General features: G+C 46.4%; 17 protein-coding genes and 1 pseudogene. 10 read left to right on the top strand and 8 right to left on the bottom strand.

Going from position 1 to position 16,618, the window contains the following annotated elements; all coding sequences use genetic code 11:
- Positions 1–47: 47 nt before the first annotated feature.
- Positions 48–290: an IS3 family transposase gene (locus K331_RS0116490; protein ID WP_264177759.1), complete on the top strand. Its 243-nt coding sequence runs from the start codon at positions 48–50 to the stop codon at positions 288–290.
- A 59-nt stretch (positions 291–349) separates the two neighbouring features.
- Here K331_RS0116490 and K331_RS0116495 read toward each other — a convergent pair whose 3' ends face one another.
- Together K331_RS0116495 and K331_RS29750 are read right to left on the bottom strand one after the other, a co-directional pair.
- Positions 350–718: a winged helix-turn-helix transcriptional regulator gene (locus K331_RS0116495; protein WP_018884553.1), complete on the bottom strand. Its 369-nt coding sequence runs from the start codon at positions 716–718 to the stop codon at positions 350–352.
- Between the two features lie 18 nt (positions 719–736).
- Positions 737–1,092: pseudogene (locus K331_RS29750) on the bottom strand (MmcQ/YjbR family DNA-binding protein).
- Positions 1,093–1,223: 131 nt separating this feature from the next.
- Between K331_RS29750 and K331_RS0116505 the strand changes: the two are divergent.
- From K331_RS0116505 to K331_RS0116515, 3 genes are all read left to right on the top strand, one after another.
- Positions 1,224–2,087 carry an MBL fold metallo-hydrolase gene (locus K331_RS0116505; RefSeq protein WP_028591144.1) on the top strand — a complete coding sequence of 288 codons (864 nt, stop codon included), beginning with the start codon at positions 1,224–1,226 and terminating at the stop codon, positions 2,085–2,087.
- Positions 2,088–2,182: 95 nt separating this feature from the next.
- The gene (locus K331_RS0116510) at positions 2,183–3,199 is read left to right on the top strand and encodes a helix-turn-helix transcriptional regulator (protein WP_036635125.1); all 1,017 of its coding nucleotides are present in this window, start codon (positions 2,183–2,185) and stop codon (positions 3,197–3,199) included.
- A gap of 118 nt (positions 3,200–3,317) precedes the next feature.
- Positions 3,318–4,112 carry an SDR family NAD(P)-dependent oxidoreductase gene (locus tag K331_RS0116515; RefSeq protein WP_028591146.1) on the top strand — a complete coding sequence of 265 codons (795 nt, stop codon included), beginning with the start codon at positions 3,318–3,320 and terminating at the stop codon, positions 4,110–4,112.
- A gap of 80 nt (positions 4,113–4,192) precedes the next feature.
- On the opposite strand, the gene K331_RS0116520 is transcribed toward K331_RS0116515, so the two are convergent.
- Positions 4,193–4,720, bottom strand: a complete 528-nt coding sequence (locus tag K331_RS0116520; RefSeq protein ID WP_051289872.1) for a spore coat protein — start codon at positions 4,718–4,720, stop codon at positions 4,193–4,195.
- 255 nt (positions 4,721–4,975) lie between these two features.
- On the opposite strand from K331_RS0116520, the gene K331_RS0116525 reads away from it, so the two are divergent.
- The 3 genes from K331_RS0116525 (at position 4,976) to K331_RS0116535 (ending at position 7,699) form a co-directional block, all read left to right on the top strand.
- Positions 4,976–5,602, top strand: a complete 627-nt coding sequence (locus K331_RS0116525; protein ID WP_028591148.1) for a spore coat protein — start codon at positions 4,976–4,978, stop codon at positions 5,600–5,602.
- A 115-nt stretch (positions 5,603–5,717) separates the two neighbouring features.
- Entirely contained in the window at positions 5,718–7,175 is a 1,458-nt protein-coding gene (locus K331_RS0116530; protein ID WP_028591149.1) for an amino acid permease, read from the top strand.
- A gap of 140 nt (positions 7,176–7,315) precedes the next feature.
- Positions 7,316–7,699, top strand: a complete 384-nt coding sequence (locus K331_RS0116535) for a hypothetical protein (RefSeq protein ID WP_028591150.1) — start codon at positions 7,316–7,318, stop codon at positions 7,697–7,699.
- A gap of 263 nt (positions 7,700–7,962) precedes the next feature.
- Here K331_RS0116535 and K331_RS0116540 read toward each other — a convergent pair whose 3' ends face one another.
- The gene (locus tag K331_RS0116540; RefSeq protein WP_226383617.1) at positions 7,963–8,568 is read right to left on the bottom strand and encodes a LysE family transporter; all 606 of its coding nucleotides are present in this window, start codon (positions 8,566–8,568) and stop codon (positions 7,963–7,965) included.
- A gap of 93 nt (positions 8,569–8,661) precedes the next feature.
- Positions 8,662–9,768, bottom strand: coding sequence for a sensor histidine kinase (locus K331_RS0116545; RefSeq protein WP_028591152.1), 1,107 nt, complete (start codon positions 9,766–9,768; stop codon positions 8,662–8,664).
- 443 nt (positions 9,769–10,211) lie between these two features.
- On the opposite strand from K331_RS0116545, the gene K331_RS0116550 reads away from it, so the two are divergent.
- A complete protein-coding gene (locus tag K331_RS0116550; RefSeq protein WP_028591153.1) occupies positions 10,212–11,249 on the top strand; it encodes a glycoside hydrolase family 88 protein in 1,038 nt (345 codons plus the stop codon).
- A gap of 149 nt (positions 11,250–11,398) precedes the next feature.
- Entirely contained in the window at positions 11,399–12,442 is a 1,044-nt protein-coding gene (locus tag K331_RS0116555) for a dienelactone hydrolase family protein (RefSeq protein WP_028591154.1), read from the top strand.
- Between the two features lie 67 nt (positions 12,443–12,509).
- Here K331_RS0116555 and K331_RS31055 read toward each other — a convergent pair whose 3' ends face one another.
- From K331_RS31055 to K331_RS0116570, 3 genes are all read right to left on the bottom strand, one after another.
- The gene (locus tag K331_RS31055) at positions 12,510–12,989 is read right to left on the bottom strand and encodes a FixH family protein (protein ID WP_051289873.1); all 480 of its coding nucleotides are present in this window, start codon (positions 12,987–12,989) and stop codon (positions 12,510–12,512) included.
- Positions 12,990–13,018: 29 nt separating this feature from the next.
- Entirely contained in the window at positions 13,019–14,386 is a 1,368-nt protein-coding gene (locus K331_RS0116565; protein ID WP_028591155.1) for a PepSY-associated TM helix domain-containing protein, read from the bottom strand.
- Positions 14,387–14,538: 152 nt separating this feature from the next.
- Entirely contained in the window at positions 14,539–15,411 is an 873-nt protein-coding gene (locus K331_RS0116570; RefSeq protein WP_028591156.1) for a MurR/RpiR family transcriptional regulator, read from the bottom strand.
- A gap of 186 nt (positions 15,412–15,597) precedes the next feature.
- On the opposite strand from K331_RS0116570, the gene K331_RS0116575 reads away from it, so the two are divergent.
- A complete protein-coding gene (locus K331_RS0116575; RefSeq protein ID WP_028591157.1) occupies positions 15,598–16,617 on the top strand; it encodes a Gfo/Idh/MocA family oxidoreductase in 1,020 nt (339 codons plus the stop codon).
- Position 16,618 lies beyond the last annotated feature (1 nt).

Raw genomic sequence — 16,618 nt, forward strand, 5'->3', positions numbered from 1 at the left:
TTCACAGCGACCAAGGGTTCCAGTACACGTCTCATGCTTACCACGACATGCTGCCAAAGGTTGGCGCCCAAATCAGCATGTCTCGCCGGGGCAATTGCCTAGACAACGCCTCCATGGAGAGTTTCTTCTCGCATCTCAAAACGGAAGGACTCTATCCCTATGATATACGAAATCTGGCAGAGGCACAAAGACGAATTGAGAAATACATACGTTTTTACAACCGAAGACGACCACAGCGTAAATTAAACAAACTGACGCCGGTAGAGTACCGACGCCAGTTTCTAGCTTAGGTGTTTTTTCAATGTCCACTAAATGGGGTCTTGACCATTACAGGATTGGAGTCTTTTACTTAGCGTGCACTCTTTGAATGAAGGTTGTTCAACGAACGATTCTTTTCTCCCCATTCACACATCATGTCCAAGATCGGAATCAGGGATCGTCCGCGCTCAGAAAGAGAGTACTCCACTTTGGGAGGAATTTGTGGATATTCGGTTCGAATAATCAGCCCGTCGGCTTCCAGCTCCTTCAGCATGACGCTCAAGGTCTTAAATGAGATGATGCCAATATTTCGTTTTAGCTCATTGAACCTCATGACGTTATTTTCAACCAGCCAGTATAGTATTGTCATTTTGTACTTGCCGCCGATCAATGATAAAGTGTACCCAAAACCTGTTTCTTCTGCATGGAGTCCTGAAGGAACACAGCTTTCTGACTGCATAGATAGCACCCCTTTCTATTAAGAATTTTTTAGTGCCTGTCTTTTGGGGATTTTAGGCTTGGTTAGTTCAAAGCTATGCCTTACCATATCGTGTATTTCCTGCTCTGGGAGCTCACCATCTAGGATGACGGTATTCCAGTGCTCTTTGTTCATATGATAGCCGGGCTTCACTTCCTTGAATAGCCACGAAGGAAGTCAGCACGACTAGGCTCGCATTTTAGATTGACACATAGATGCCCTTCACGCTGAAATATAAGAGCAAAGGACTTGTTATTCCCACGATGACGTATGACAACCCAATCCTCACCGAACGGAAAATCTTGATAGGAACCCGGGTAGGACAGACAATATTCTATAATGTTATCTCTTGTCATGATTAGTTACCTCCACAGCACAAAAATTCTTGTCTACTTGCTCATATCATATCAGTTGTGCATAGGATTCTGAAACCCAGAGAATATTGATATAGTATAGTAGACAGTTTTGAAAGAGAGGAATTGTGGAAATGAAGCATCAATTTGAACAGCTTACACCACATATTATCATCATGCATGCCGAGCATGAAACAGATCGACCTATTCTGGCTGCAATTACAGGCTCGCGTCGGACACTGCTGCTGGACGCTGGCAATTCTCTTGAGCATGCCCATGCTTTCAAGGCTGAGCTAGAGAGAAGAGGAATTCGAGAACCGGATATCCTGGTATTGACTCATTGGCACTGGGATCATAGCTTTGGGATGCATGCATGGGATATCCCAGCGATTGCCCACACTAGAACCAGTGAGATGCTGACACGGCTGGCCGATCTGACTTGGTCGGAGTCCACGCTGGAGACACTGATAGCTGATGGCACGATTAATGACGAAAGTGCGAGTCACATTCGCCTCGAATATGATGACCCAGCCCAGGTCCGAGTGATAGCTCCAGATATACATTTCTCAGAAAGACTGAAGCTGGAGTTGGGCGACGTAACATGCGAGCTAGTTCATGTGGGTGGGGATCATTCCGAAGATTCCTGTTTTCTCCACGTACTGGAGGATAACGTGCTCTTCCTGGGGGATGCACTTGCTCCAGCAATTTATGGTGGGCCACGGCGTTACCGCTCTACAGAGTTTCTAAGACTCCTTGGGCTGGCTTATGCTTATGATTCAAGCTGGTATGTGGAATCTCATGGCAGACCGATGAGTAATTCAGATTTTCGGGCGGATCTGGCCCCATGGGAGCAGCTTGCTCATACCGTCGATCTTATTGGTGGGGATCGGGACAAGCTCTTACAAGAGCTGACAGCTAGTCTGAGATTACAAGAGCTGCCACCAGATTTGATCGAGAGCGTTGATTATTTTATAGCAGGCTTGAATGAACAAAATTAATGATGATGCATCTGACTGTGAAGAACCGCCAATGTGGCGGTTTTTTGTCGTATAGTGCATTATAGACAATGAAATACATATAGAGTACAGGGGGGATGGCAGTGAAGTTCCATGCTGCGGACCATATCAAAATCGTGCCGGGTTTCTGGTCTGGGTTGCGTCAATTCAATATCACACCGCAGGATATTGCTCTTCAAGCAGGACTCCCGCTTACGGTCATTTCAGAGCCTGTCGTAACGACAGCTCAATATTTTGCAATTTGGCGAGCTTATTCAGACCTTATGGGAGATACGGCCCGTGGTATCATCAGCCTAGCTACGGCCTTCGAAGCAGCACATTATCCTCCAGCTGCCCTGGCGACTTATCATGCCCGTGATTATCGGGATGCACTGAACCGCATGGCACAGTACAAGCCATTCTGTCCTCCAGAGAAGCTGCGGATCACTGAGTCGGGTGAGCTTTGTATCATTGAGCTAGGATGGTTAGATCCCCATCATGCAGGTCCATCTATACTCATAGGTATCACCTTCGCCTATCTTCTAGAGCTTGGCCGCAGAGGGACAGGGCGGGCTATAACCGCCTTATCAGTGGAGCTTTCCCAGCCCATGGGGGACAGGGTGACGCTTGAAGCCTATTTTGGCTGCCGGATTCGGACAGGCACTGTTGGGAATCGGTTGATTCTGAAGCGCGAGCATCTAGATCAGCCGTTTATTACGTATAACGAGGAACTGTTGGCGATTCTGACTCCAGCACTGGACCAATCCCTGGATGAGCAGCAGGACAAGCCTTCTATTAGCGAGCAGGTAAAATGGCTCATCAAGCGCAGTCTCTCCGGGGGGCGAACCGACATTCAAACAGTCTCACGAGAGCTTGGCATGAGTGGGCGGACGCTTCAGCGTCGACTTGCAGACGAGAAAGTCAGCTTCAAGCAGCTGGTGGGGGATGCAAGACATGAGCAAGCCAGAGAGCTTCTTGTAGATCCTGCCCTCGATATTAAAGAAGTGGCTTTCCTCGTTGGCTATGCGGATCAGAATTCCTTCTATCGGGCTTTCCGACTGCGGGAGGGAGAGACGCCCTCGAATTGGCGTGTGAAGCAAGAATTTTGGCGGTAGGTACTAGTTACTATAATACGCTGGAGCTGTAATATGTTCACTACCGGATACAAGTAGGTTCTCACACAACGAAGAAGAATCAGCTTGCCGAGAATGTGAAGCAGAAGGATGATTGAACATGGATATGGGGCTGCGCAACAAGACAGCTTTGGTTACGGGATCGACGAAGGGAATTGGGAAAGCTATCGCTATAGAGTTGGCCAGAGAAGGTGTACATGTATTGGTCAACGGACGTGATAACATAGAAGTAGAGAGAACGATTCAGGAGATTCAATCGGAATTTCCGATGACCTCTCCTCTTAACGCTACAGCAGATCTGGTGGATGAAGAACAGAGAAAGAAGTTATTCGAAAAATATCCTCAAGTTGACATTTTGATTAACAATATGGGGATCTATGAAATTATGCAGTATGAGGACGTTAGCGATGACGTATGGAACCAATACTTCCAGACGAATGTGCTTGCTGCCAATGGATTATGCAGACACTATTTGCCGAATATGCTGAGTCAAAACGATGGTCGTATTATCTTTATTGCGAGCGAGGAGGCCGTCATGCCATCAGGCCAAATGCCGCAGTATGCTGTGACGAAATCCATGCTGCTCTCCCTGTCGAAGAGCTTGTCCAAATTAACCAAAGGCACTGAGGTAACCGTTAATACGATTATGCCAGGACCTACACTTTCGGAGAATGTACAGGATATTATCGAGGGGATTTATGCCAAGCAGGACATGAGCTTTGCGGAAAAAGAAAAGCAATTCATGAGCACCCAATTGCCCCAATCTGAAATTCAACGATTTATTCGACCTTCCGAGATCGGGAGGCTCGCCACATTCATCTGCAGTCCATACGCTTCGGCCTTCAAAGGTTCCCCAATCCGTATGGATGGGGGAATGGTGCCTACGATATTCTAAGTTATTTTGTACTAATAATGACAGCAGTCCAGGAGATCTCCTCCTACGGACTGCTGTTTTTTTATGCAAGGCTGTGTGCTTCACATGGATATGGCCTTATTGGCCATGGCAACATCGTTGGATAGAAGCTTGGGAAGGTCATAGGATGGATAAAACCCGTGCTCAAGCATAAATTGAAACACTTTAGCGTGTAGTTGAATAGCTCCATTCAATTGTTTCTGTAAGGTCTGACGTAATTGTGGCGTCGCAGTCTCTGTAATGCCAATGGCATAACTACGTACCGAGGTCTTGGCAAACCCCAGAAGCAGCCCAGCATAGAAGGCAGTCATATCCATTTCTTTTCCACCTTTTCTTATGCCCTCTGGAGCAAGTGGGTAGTATTGCAGGAGCTCTGTCAGATTTTGCTCAATGGTCTGAATCGCCTCCAGATACAATTGATGGAGCTGCGGGTTCACCACCTCATTCACGACCATTTTAAAGAGTGTCAACTGATTGCTCTGAAAGGCAGTTAATTCATGCAGTTCAAGTGTCTCATGCCAGGCGAGATGCTGCTTAGAGCGGTGGGGTTCATAATTATACAATCGAATTCCTCCTAGATGATTATGCATTAGCCTATGCAGTGCGCCTTTATGCGTTACTCATGACCGGCATAATCTCTTGACAGACAGGTGTTACAGGCGGCCATTACACTAGCTAATTCCATACATTCCTGAATAATCTACGAAGTTGGTAAAGATAATAAACGCAGATTGCAAACAAGGAATCACCGCGCTTGCAGTTAATTATTGCGACAGGCTTGTAAGGCTCTCAAGAACATGAGACATCAAGCTTGTCATGTACAAATTACAGGAGGAATCACACACATGGAAATGCAAAATCACCAGAATATTGAAACAGGAAAAATCCCACCACAGCTTAATCATGGCGGACATGAGATGTTCGATGTTCATGAGGTATTGGCAAGCGCTGTCCATGCATTGGACACCTATACGATGCTGAGCCAGCAGGTCAAGGACCCCGAACTGCAGGACATTCTGCAACGCCAGATGCAATTTATGGCTGAGGAGTACAACACCACTTTGGAATGCTTCAAGACAGGGCTGGACCCATCACAGCCTACAAAGAGCTATAAGATGAAGCAAGGCAATGATTTCGTATTCGGAATGAAACCAGGCCAACCGAAGAAGCCGATTCAATCCGCAGCGGAAATATCTGATCAGATTATTTCCTTAAGCATGCTGAATGCTGTGAAAGGCGGAGCTGTGATGAAGACTAATGCGGCCTTGGAAGCAACAAATCCGGTCGTTCGTCGTGTCCTTGCAGACTCGCTGCCTAACTGTATCGAGATGGCCTATGAGATTTCACTATATCAGAATAAGCATGGCTACTATCAGGTTCCACAGCTGCCACAGCAGGATATGCAGCTCATGCAAAATGGTTTTGCTCCTGCAACCTTGCAACCGCAGATCCCTGGCACCGTTACTCACTAATCAAGGCTATACCGACAAAGAGCAAGAGATATGGTAAGATCTACTGCCGGCATCTCTTGCTTTCTTTTTTGTTCTCATTATAAGGACTTAATTAAACAGTAAAGGAAGGAAATGAATGAGTAAAGCGGCTTCGAGCTCCTCGACCAAAGAAGGAACATTAAAATGGTGGCAATTAAGCCTTCTCGGTGTGGCTGGTACGATTGGAACAGGCTATTTTCTGGGCTCCAGTCTGGCGATTTCCATTGGGGGACCCGCTGTGTTGCTGGCTTATGTTTGTGCTGCCATGGGTACATACATCGTTTTTGATGCGCTGGCCCTAATGACATCAGATCATCCGGAGCAAGGTTCTTTTCGCTCCTATGCGAAGAAGGCATTCGGAGGGTGGGCTGGCTTCGCTAGTGGTTGGATCTATTGGTTCTCCGAACTGCTCATCATGGGAAGTCAGCTGACAGCCTTGTCCATTTTCTCCCGATTCTGGTTCCCGACGGTTCCCTTATGGATCTTTGCAGCAGGCTTCGGTATCGTTGGACTTTGCATCGTTTTTTTTGGTAATAAAGGCTTTGATCGGGTTGAAAATGTATTGGCCATCATCAAGATTGCTGCGATCTTCATGTTCTTGGCCCTTGCTGTGGCACTGTTAGCAGGGTGGTTTGGAGGAGCGAAGTACGATCATAAGGTGCCGCTTGATGCTACCTCGATCTTCCCGACAGGAGCGATCGGATTGTGGTCTGCCTTTCTGTTTGCCTTTTATGCATATGGTGGCATTGAGGTGCTCGGTATTATTTCTTATCGATTGCAAAAACCAGAGGAGGCCCCAAAAGCAGGGAAGGTTATGTTGATATCTTTGGCAGCAGTATATGTACTTTCTATTGGTCTGGCATTAACGATGGTCCCTTTGAAGGCATTTAATCCCAAGGAGAGTCCGTTCGTATTGGCCCTTAGTAGTGAACAGTTGGCCTTTATTCCACACGTGTTCAATGGTGTGCTCATCGTTGCCGGATTCTCTACCATGACAGCGTCTCTCTATGCAGTTACGTCCATGATGCTCACACTGGCACAGGAGGGAGATGCGCCCCGTCTGTTCTCCCGAACATGGAAAAAGAAATACCCCTTGTACGCGTTATCTCTCATTGGCTGTGGGTTAATTGGGACCATTGTGATGTCTCTCCTGCTGCCTGGGAAAGTGTATGAGTACATTACGACGGCGGCTGGGATCATGCTGCTCTACAATTGGGCATTTATCCTGCTATCCTCAGGCAAGCTTCTGAAGAAGAAGAGATTCAGAGCGGCCAAGCGCTGGATTGGATTGTTGCTGATTGCCATGGCCGTATCAGGAACATTATTTCATGCACTTAGCCGTCCTGGGTTCTATATGAGTCTGGTGCTTGTTTCCCTAATCGCAGTAAGTGATTGGGTGGTGCAGCGAGTTCGCAAGAAGGGTAGCTCGGCACCAAGTTCTGATTCGACACCAAGCTCTCATACCAAGCATGGGTTCAATATGGAAAAAGTAAAAGGTTCAGTATCCGGACTCCGCATAACGGGAATCCGGCTGCACAAAAACAGAGTGAAATGAGCAGACATAGCATTTCCTAATTATATTAAGTTTTTATTAAATTTTTGGTGTTCTACAATTCATTGTTGATAAACAAAAAAAATTAGAGTAATCTTATCAGGCTATCAGGTTGCATCATCTTAGATAACAGGAGATAAAAAATGAACGTAGGCATCTTTCTAAAAGAAATCGAAGTAGAGTTTACAGCATTTATTAACGACAACAACAATTTAGATGGTAAAAAGCGCTTTATTGTCAATAATTTGCTGGCCTCTTACCTTCACACCCACTTTGAACATACTTTTAGGCATATTACATTTCGGCAGTATGGATGGGTGGCCTCAGATAATCTGGTTATTGATTTTTTATACTCTCAAGCCCATCCTGTGTGGAGAAAAGGATCTCTCGTTTATGATGTTGCTAAGATTAACGAGAATGAATCTGGAGCAGTAATTAACCCTTTATTCGGAATAGATAGGGCGAGAGCAGTAATTGACCCTTTCAATGTACATCATTTCTTGGATTATGCTCTACAGGGAATATGAGTTTAATACACAAGCTTATGAAGCTTTTATAGAGACGGATTGTAATATGAAGCGCGACACCTATATGGTTCAGGATTTGACTCAGTTGGTGTTCTAGCGAATCGGACGATCCCAAGGAGACTAAACGCCAAAATTCATGCGGTTTCCGATGCATTCGGGAACCCACTTCGCTAGGCCCGTGATTCACTTCGAGACTATGGCCTTTTGATACACATGTAATTGGGAATGTAGCAGGTCTTGGACACATGAGGTTGAAGGCAGGCCTAGGTGAAGAATAGGAACTGGATAGCTTTTCCCCCGAAATATACTCCAAAGCCGACGAGTGAAAGGCCAGATACGACAGAGATGAATTTGAGAATACCGAAAGTAAGGTATTTGCGGAACAGACTTGCCGCTGCGGCCATGACGACATCCCATAAAAGAATGCCTAGGACGATTGCGCCACTATTCAACAGCACTTGTTGGACTGAGGATTCATTCATGCTCTTGGCCAATATCGAGCCGTAAATACCAAGCCAGAACATGATGGAGAGGGGATTGAACAAAGACATCAGAAAGCCCTGCAGGAATGACCAGGAGAGTCCTGACTCACGGCTTCTCGACTGCGATGCAGTGAGGGTTCCCGCATTTTTCATACTTTCTATCCCCGTATAGATGAGTACAAAGCATCCAAATAACCACAGAAAAACCTTCACAAACGGAAGCTCAAGCAGGTGGATAATTCCTAAAAAAACCAGCAGCATGTGCAGGATATCTGCGCAAATGGCACCCAATCCAACAAACCATGCAGGAAAAAATCCACCCCGAATCCCCTTGTCCAATTGTGCAGCATTGATCGGCCCAATGGGTGCAGAAAGGGATAAACCCAAAAAAATATGGCCTATAAATGTGGTAATAATATGACTCCCCTCCTCAAATAGCTATAGACAGCATATTCTTGGCAAGGGCTTTATAGGACAAGGCTAGGAAAAGACCGGATTCTCGTTCCTTGGCAATGACAGTATGAATTTGAATAGATTACCTTTGTGCTCCAGTATTAGCGTTCCACCATGCAGATCAATAATGTTTCTAGCTATGGACAGGCCTAATCCTGTCCCTGTCTGGATCCCTTCGCTGCGTCGGGAGTAGTCAACTTTATAGAAACGCTCGAAGAGCTTATGTTCTTGCTCCGGCGTGAGCGGATGCCCATTATTCTCAACTTCGATATGAATATGCTGGTCATCCAATTTCAGTGAGATGCGAACGGTACCGGGCTTGATTGAGTATTTCAGGGCGTTCATCAGCAGATTATCAACAGCGCGGGCTATTTTTTCACTATCAATAAAGACGCTAACCGGCATGTGATCAATGTCCTTCACAATACGAAGCTCGTTCTCATGGGCGATCGGTTCGAATTCGAATAGTAATTGCTCCAGCAGCTGCTGGACATCAATTTGCTGAAGCTCCAGGTGAGTATCTATACTGGTCAGCCGGGTGTATTCAAACAGATCATCCAGCAGCCTCTTTAGGTGTGTTGCCTTGCTGTACGTATTTTGTACGAAACGGTCATACTCCTCCTGATTATGAAAGGAGTTGGTCCTTAAGAGCTCTAAATACCCAATAATGCTCGTAAGCGGGGTGCGCAGGTCATGAGAAATGCCTGTAATCATCTCCATCTTGGAGGTCTCCATTTCACGTTCCTTAATGATCTGCTGCTGCAATCGTTCGGCCATCATATTGATATTCCGCGCGACACTTCCGAGCTCATCCTGACGGTTCATAGATACCCGATAATGCAGGTTGCCCTCGGAGATGACGTGAAGGCCATGCTCTAGCGTGCTTAGATCCTTTACGATACGGCGTGTCAACAATAAAAAGATACAAATGACATTTATGATGAAGATAACGGTCATGAGATAAGGAAAGGTGTTAAAAAGCCATGTACTATTCAGCCCATTAAAAGTCTCTAGTAGAAGGTATATCAACAGATTATTAATCATAGTAGCAATAATGATGCTCAGCACCATCCGAATTAAAATATGGACCTGTATACTTCTTTTTCGACGCAATTTTGGTGAGAATTTATTCAATGTTATAGCCAACTCCCCAGACGGTTTTGATATAGTATAGTCTGCAATGACTATATATCGTCAACTAAACGAATGGACTTAAGTGGTACCGCGTTTGCGACAGACATATACCGCCCACCCGTTTGGTCTGACATCTTGATTACTCAGTATGCTGCTTGATAATAGGGTTAATTCATTGGGAACAGGTATTAAATATTAGAGTTAAATGTGCACAATTCCAGAGAAAACATGAAGAAGACTTGATTTTATATACAATCAGGTAGATGATCTACATAGGGAAGAGCTAAGAGGTCTATTCCTTCGGCAAGCTAAGGCAGAGAGGGATCGACCAGAAGATTTTGGCGAGCAAGACGATTTATCTTCAGCAAAATAATGAATGCGCTTACTATTTATGTGCTTGAGCAGCCTACACCAGAGGCATTACAAGGATGGGAGAGATTCATATGAAGAAATTCGAATGTAATGAAGCAGAAGTAATGGAACTGATCGATCGGGTAGTTCGGCGAACGATGAACATGGATTTTACCTGGAATTGGTCCTGCGGAGTGGCTTTTTACGGGATCAGCAAAGCTTGGGAGGTAACTCGGAACCAGGAATACATTGATTTTCTCGTTCATTGGGTGGAGGAGTATCTGGAGCTTGGTATACCAACCCTGATGGTCAATTCCTGTGCAATGGGACATACCTTGCTGACCTTGCATGAAGCTACGGGGGATGAAAAATATCTGGAGCTGGCGCTTATGAAAGCGGAGTATCTGCGCAAGGATGCTATACGCTTTGGTGAAGGTGTATTCCAGCACACGGTCTCATCAGATAACGATTTCCCTGAGCAAGCGTGGGCCGATACTTTATTCATGGCAGCCTATTTTCTGCTCCGACTTGGCTTCAAGCTGGACAATAAGGAATACATTGACGATGCACTGAATCAGTTCTATTGGCATGAGGAATATTTGCAGGATACGAAGACAAATCTGTTCTACCACGCGTGGGACAATGTGAGACAGGACCATCTATCTGGGATCTACTGGGGCAGAGCCAATGCGTGGGCGGCATACACTATGGCGCAGGCGTACAAGATGCTGAATCCGTTCATGCCGATGTGGATGCAAATTGGTGGTGCACTTGGAGACCAGCTGAGTGCATTGGTGCGACTGCAGACAGCGGACGGGCTGTGGCGGACCGTATTGAATGACGAGTCGTCCTATGAGGAGACCTCTGCTTCGGCAGGTATTGCAGCTGCGATCGTCATTAACGGACATCCACTGCATCAGAATTACATGAGAGCAGCCTATAAGGGTATCCTTGCCAATATTGATGAGGATGGCTCTGTACGTAATGTATCGGCAGGTACTGCCGTCATGTATTCAGCGGATGACTATAAAGTGATCTCCAAAAAGAGAGTGCAGGGCTGGGGACAAGGCCTGACCCTGGCGTATTTGGTATCCATGATTCAGAATAAGGAGCTTGTAAGCAAGATCTAACTAAGCTCTTAGAAATTAGTGAGCATGGTTTGCGATAACTAGCATTGTAAGTAGAACAAAAAACAGCTGATCCGTTGATTAGCTGTTTTTGCTCGATCGCCTACCAGCCACAATCTTAAGAATCAGCACGGTTACAAGGAGGAATAACGATGAGAAAGCCTGATGCTTACCTCGAACACCTTTTCAACACCTTAGACAGCCGGCGCGATGAGCAGACCGAACCATGGGTACAACAAAGGGAACGAATTCTGACCAAGCTTCAGATGCTGCTGGGAGCATTCGAGCTTCCTCAGCGCGGAGATATTGGGTTAGACCCTGTTCTACTGGAACGGGTCGAACTGCCAGAGGTAGTCCGGGAGCGCGTAGAATTCACTACGCTTCATGGATTGCGAATGCCAGCATATGTCATGCTTCCCCAATCGATCAAGCCAGGTGAACGCCGACCTGGTGTGCTGCTATGGCATGGCCATGGATATGGTAGCCGCTCCTTGGTGGGACTGGAGAAGGACGGCAGTCCGAAGCTCGATAGTAGTAGCAGTAAGCCGACAGATAATATCGCACTCGAATTGGCCCGTAGAGGCTTAGTCGTGCTGGTTCCTGAGATTGTAGGCTTCGGGGATCGCATGCTGGAGCGTGATGAGAGACAAGACCCCTCACTCGGGAACTCTTGCTACAATCTTTCCACCGCTCTATTGATGAGTGGAAAGACAACTGCCGGCTTACGCGCCGCCGAAGCATGGCGAGCAGCTGACTATCTGTCCACGAGGCCTGAGGTATCCGCCCATCAGCTTGGTAACATGGGACATTCTGGTGGTGGAATGGTGGCTTCCTTATCTGCTGCCTTGGATTCACGGATGAAGGCATCCGTGTTAGGCATCTACCCGAACACCTACCGCGGAAGTATATTGGCTATGCGCCATTGTCTATGCAACTACATACCCGGCCTCCTGAATCACGCAGAGATGCCAGATGTTCTGGGGCTTATCGCTCCACGGCCGCTTTTTATAGAGGCAGGGATACATGATCCAATATTCCCGGTACAGACAACGAAGACGGCGATTCATTATTTGCAAACATTGTACAGCAGCATGAATGCCCACGCTCAGTTTGGCTATGATTTATTTGAAGGAAAGCATGAGTATAACGGCCGGATGTCCTATGATTGGCTAGCGAAGACGCTTCATTCGATATAGGTCGATCCAGCCTGAAAGCTTACCTTTCCTACTATAAGTGCAAATTCTATTTCAATGAAAGCTATTTCTAATGGTGCCCTTCATGCGAAGAAGGGTGTACAGGAGTCCGATCTGTCTGATTAGAGGGCTCTACGTCGCCTACGGTGAACCGCTTGGTCGGCATCACGGTGGACCCCTGAGAGGAAGCGGTCACCTGGACGAAGTACGTACCGTCTTGTGGCAGGCTGACTTCTGCACGGAACCTTCCGTCTCCTTCATAGCTGGGGAGGACCTCTTCATGATAATAAGAGCTTTCGCCGGCAGGTTCGTCATTCCAAAAATAAAAATGAACCTGCTCCGCATGCTCTACTTCCTGCCCGTCCTGTGTCAGGGTGGCAGTATAGGCTTGGGATATGCCTGACTGAACAGGAGAGGGGATATGAATGTCAATGCCGAGCACATTCTCTTGCTTGTATTTGGCTGCTGTGTCTGGTCTGACAGAACTGCAAGCCGTTAAGAGCAGCAGCAATGCCAGGGCAATCAAGTAGCTGTGTTGTGTTAACCTCATCTCTAAATCCCGCCTTGTACTTATATGAATTAGGAGTTGAATATTTGCCTAAGCTTGGCAGAACGGGTGATGACCAATACATCTAGGAGTGCAACCACGATCAGGGACAAGCCCACCAGCGGGAATAGCATCCCGTAGATAATCAGCAGGATTACAATGCCTTTAATGCTTCCATAGCTTTGTGCTCTAGGGGCTCCCATGTGTGTCTTGGGCTTACGTCTCCACCATAGCAGAAAGCCTGTAATTACAATTCCAGCGATGCCGATACATACGATTAGCCCGATCCATTGATTAAGCAACCCGTATTCCAATCCCTTATGTAGGGTAATCCCCCATGCCATCCATTTGCCAAGCACCTCATAATGCTCATAGCGATAATCCGCCAAGACAGCCCCCGTATATTGATCGATATGGACGGTAGCCTCATCTCTTGCTTTGGGTGGGAAGACAGATAACGTGAACACGCCCTCAGCAGATTTTGGGAAAATCACCTCATAGGTTGGATAGATCTGTAGCTGGTTAGCTGTATTCACTACGTTGTTAATGGATAGCTGTGTGTACTCCTGACTTGGGTTGGAGAGAGGAACCTCCAGATTCTCTGCAGCCCAGGGCACATCTGCGATGTCTTTGGTTTTTAACGTACTGGAAGGTGCGCTGCCAACCCAGATGGAGGGAGGATAGCCGAGTCCGGAATTCGTCACCAATGTCTGTACCTTTGTTCCCCAGAATCCGGACCAGAGCAATCCTGTAATGATCAGGAATACCATGGCTGCTGAGATCCAGAAGGCAGGGACTACATGCAGATCTCTTAACAGATTGCGTTTTGAGGTGTTGATCCGTGGAACAATGACACCCTTCCATTTCTTCCAGTCTCGTGGTATCCACAGATACAAGCCTGTAATGACGAGAATCAATGCCCAGCAGGCGGCCAGTTCCACAATTCGGTCACCGAAGGTTCCAAGCATTAGCTCCCCATGGAACTCCTCAATACGATCCATTAGTCGATGACGGTCATTCAGCTCGCCAATGATTGTGGAGCTGTACGGGTCTACAAATATCGTGAGCTTCTCATCTCCAAGCCCTAGCTTCACTTCGGCAGAACGGGTCGCGTCTTCTCCGGGACGGTATCTCAGTACGTTATATTCTGGATATGCCGCCTTCACGGTGTCGATCAGCTGAGAAGGCTGCAGCTTGTTGCCCTCATCCTTTACAACATAATAATCCTGATACATCCGTTGCTCTATTTGCGGCTTGAATAGATATACCGAGCCAGTTACAGCCAGAATCAGGATGAAGGGAGCAAAAATAATGCCTGCATATAAATGCCATCTCCAGATCGCCTGGTAAATCGTCCCACTGTGTAGCTTCTTTGAGTCGGAACTGCTGTGTCTGTCCATAAGTCTCTCCTGTCTACTTCATATGTACCAGGGTACATTATAACCGACATGACCTATTTGAACATGACCCCATAGGGCTATAGCTATTCACTCCATGATTCGATGCATGGACATAATCGATCATGGAGTGAATAGCTGACACAACCCTTTAGCTACATATCGTTCATCCTATCGCCATCCCCGTCGTAGAACCTCTTGAGTGACTGGGTTCCAAGCTGTCGATTTTGCTGATAATCGATTTTGTAGATACAGGAATAAATTACGTTCAGCACATATTCAAAGGCGATCTGTGAAGAAAAGGTACCGATCTTGGCAAGCTTCATCTCATCATTAGGAACCTGTATGCAGAGGGTGCTGAGACGTGCCAGCTCGCTATAACGACTGGCTGTTATAGTGATGAATGGAATGCGCTCAAAGGCTAAATGCTGGGCGACCTTAATATAGCTTGATGACTTTCCATGATAGGTTAAGAATATGGCACAATCACGTGACGTAAGGTTAACCGTGTGATGAGCCCATTCCGACAGTTCTGTCGCTATAATGACATATTTATTGATTTTGAACATTTTGTTCTGAAAGCTCTTTGCCCGGATTTGCGAGTCTCCTACGGCGTATATGAAGATTCTCTCGGCCTGATCCAACAGCTGTGCTGTCTGTGTAAGCAATTCATCGTCCATGAAGGTGACAGTTTTGTCGATGGTCTCCTTCATTAATTCAGCAATCTCCCGCGCCACCTGAACGGAGGATTCACCAACGCCGAATGGATAGTTAGGGTCTACGGGGGACAGACTTTGGCTATCTTGCTGGAACTCCCGGGCAAGCGTAATCATGAACTCCTTAAAGCCCGATAGTCCGAGCTTATGAGTCAGACGATTAATGGCGGAGTGTGAGGTATAGGTTGCCTTCGCAAGCTCTTGAATGTTGAGCTGAAGAATCTGCTCCTTATGGCTCAGAATATAGGCAGCAATGCTTTGCTCATTGGGAGTGAAGCTATGCATTTCAGATAATTGTGTCAGGATCTTCAACAGTCTCGCCTCACTTCATAGTGTACATTTTGCATACATGCATCAAGCTATAATGAACATTTTGTGCAAAAATCAATGGTCTTCAGTAGGAATTAATGATCAAATGTACCGTTATATCCGCAAATACTATACCCCGTGCATTCTTTTACTATAATGATGTTAAAGATACGTCAAGGAGGAAAGAATATGCTGACTATCGGATATATTGGTAACGGCAAGAGCACGAACCGCTATCATCTTCCTTTTTCGATGAATAGGGAGCACTTGAAGGTCAAAACAATCTTTGCCCGCACCCTGGAGAAGCAGGAGTGGGAGCGAGTACCAGGGGTTCAGTACACAGATGATCTAGCTGCATTCATACAGGATGAGGAGATTCAACTGGTCGTTATATGTACACACACAGAGTCCCACTACTCCTATGCCAAAATGGCTCTTGATCACGGAAAGCATGTATTGGTCGAGAAGCCTTTTATGCTTACGAAATCTGAGGCTGAGGATATCTTCCAATATGCCAAGGATAAAAATCTCATTATTCAATGCTATCAGAACCGACGATATGATTCGGATTTTCTCACGACCCAGAAAGTCATAGAATCCGGTAAGCTTGGAGATCTGCTGGAGGTGGAGATGCATTATGATTATTATCGTCCAGAGATACCACATGCTGTGAAGCAGTACTCCAAGTACAATAGCTTTTTGTATGGACACGGTGTTCACACGATTGATCAAGCTATCTCGTATTTTGGAGAGCCTGAGAGGATTCATTATGATGTGCGTCAGCTGCTCGGTCCGGGTAGAATGAACGATTACTTTGATCTTGATCTGCACTATAGCCCGTTCAAGGTGTCGATCAAATCCAGCTTCTTTCGCTTGAAGTCTCGTCCGAGATTTGTCGCTTACGGAACTAAAGGCGTATTCGTCAAGCAGACTGAGGATCGTCAGGAAGAGCATTTGAAGCTATTCTATCTACCGAAGGGACATGCCGATTTTGGAGTGGATCTGCCTCAGCACTATGGCATTTTAACATATATGGATGATGAAGGTCATTATCATGAGGAGAAAGTCGTATCGGAGCGTGGGGATTATGCACGTGTCTACGACGATATCTACCAGGCGATTGTTCATGGACAGGAGAAGTTCATCCGGGATGAAGAGACGATCCTAGTCATGGATATACTTGAAAAAGGAATGGAAGGGTGCGAATAAT

Source organism: Paenibacillus massiliensis subsp. panacisoli DSM 21345, from assembly GCF_000426545.1.
GTDB lineage: Bacteria > Bacillota > Bacilli > Paenibacillales > Paenibacillaceae > Paenibacillus > Paenibacillus panacisoli.

What these genes read in the sequence shown, in the direction of transcription:
- K331_RS0116550 (WP_028591153.1), top strand. Translation starts at nt 10,212, where the DNA reads ATGAAGAAATTCGAATGTAATGAAGCAGAAGTAATGGAACTGATCGAT.
- K331_RS0116515 (WP_028591146.1), top strand. Translation starts at nt 3,318, where the DNA reads ATGGATATGGGGCTGCGCAACAAGACAGCTTTGGTTACGGGATCGACG.
- K331_RS0116510 (WP_036635125.1), top strand. Translation starts at nt 2,183, where the DNA reads ATGGCAGTGAAGTTCCATGCTGCGGACCATATCAAAATCGTGCCGGGT.
- K331_RS0116495 (WP_018884553.1), bottom strand. Translation starts at nt 718, where the DNA reads ATGCAGTCAGAAAGCTGTGTTCCTTCAGGACTCCATGCAGAAGAAACA.
- K331_RS0116565 (WP_028591155.1), bottom strand. Translation starts at nt 14,386, where the DNA reads ATGGACAGACACAGCAGTTCCGACTCAAAGAAGCTACACAGTGGGACG.
- K331_RS0116505 (WP_028591144.1), top strand. Translation starts at nt 1,224, where the DNA reads ATGAAGCATCAATTTGAACAGCTTACACCACATATTATCATCATGCAT.
- K331_RS0116520 (WP_051289872.1), bottom strand. Translation starts at nt 4,720, where the DNA reads ATGCATAATCATCTAGGAGGAATTCGATTGTATAATTATGAACCCCAC.
- K331_RS0116490 (WP_264177759.1), top strand. Translation starts at nt 48, where the DNA reads ATGCTGCCAAAGGTTGGCGCCCAAATCAGCATGTCTCGCCGGGGCAAT.
- K331_RS0116525 (WP_028591148.1), top strand. Translation starts at nt 4,976, where the DNA reads ATGGAAATGCAAAATCACCAGAATATTGAAACAGGAAAAATCCCACCA.
- K331_RS0116535 (WP_028591150.1), top strand. Translation starts at nt 7,316, where the DNA reads ATGAACGTAGGCATCTTTCTAAAAGAAATCGAAGTAGAGTTTACAGCA.
- K331_RS31055 (WP_051289873.1), bottom strand. Translation starts at nt 12,989, where the DNA reads ATGAGGTTAACACAACACAGCTACTTGATTGCCCTGGCATTGCTGCTG.
- K331_RS0116575 (WP_028591157.1), top strand. Translation starts at nt 15,598, where the DNA reads ATGCTGACTATCGGATATATTGGTAACGGCAAGAGCACGAACCGCTAT.
- K331_RS0116555 (WP_028591154.1), top strand. Translation starts at nt 11,399, where the DNA reads ATGAGAAAGCCTGATGCTTACCTCGAACACCTTTTCAACACCTTAGAC.
- K331_RS0116530 (WP_028591149.1), top strand. Translation starts at nt 5,718, where the DNA reads ATGAGTAAAGCGGCTTCGAGCTCCTCGACCAAAGAAGGAACATTAAAA.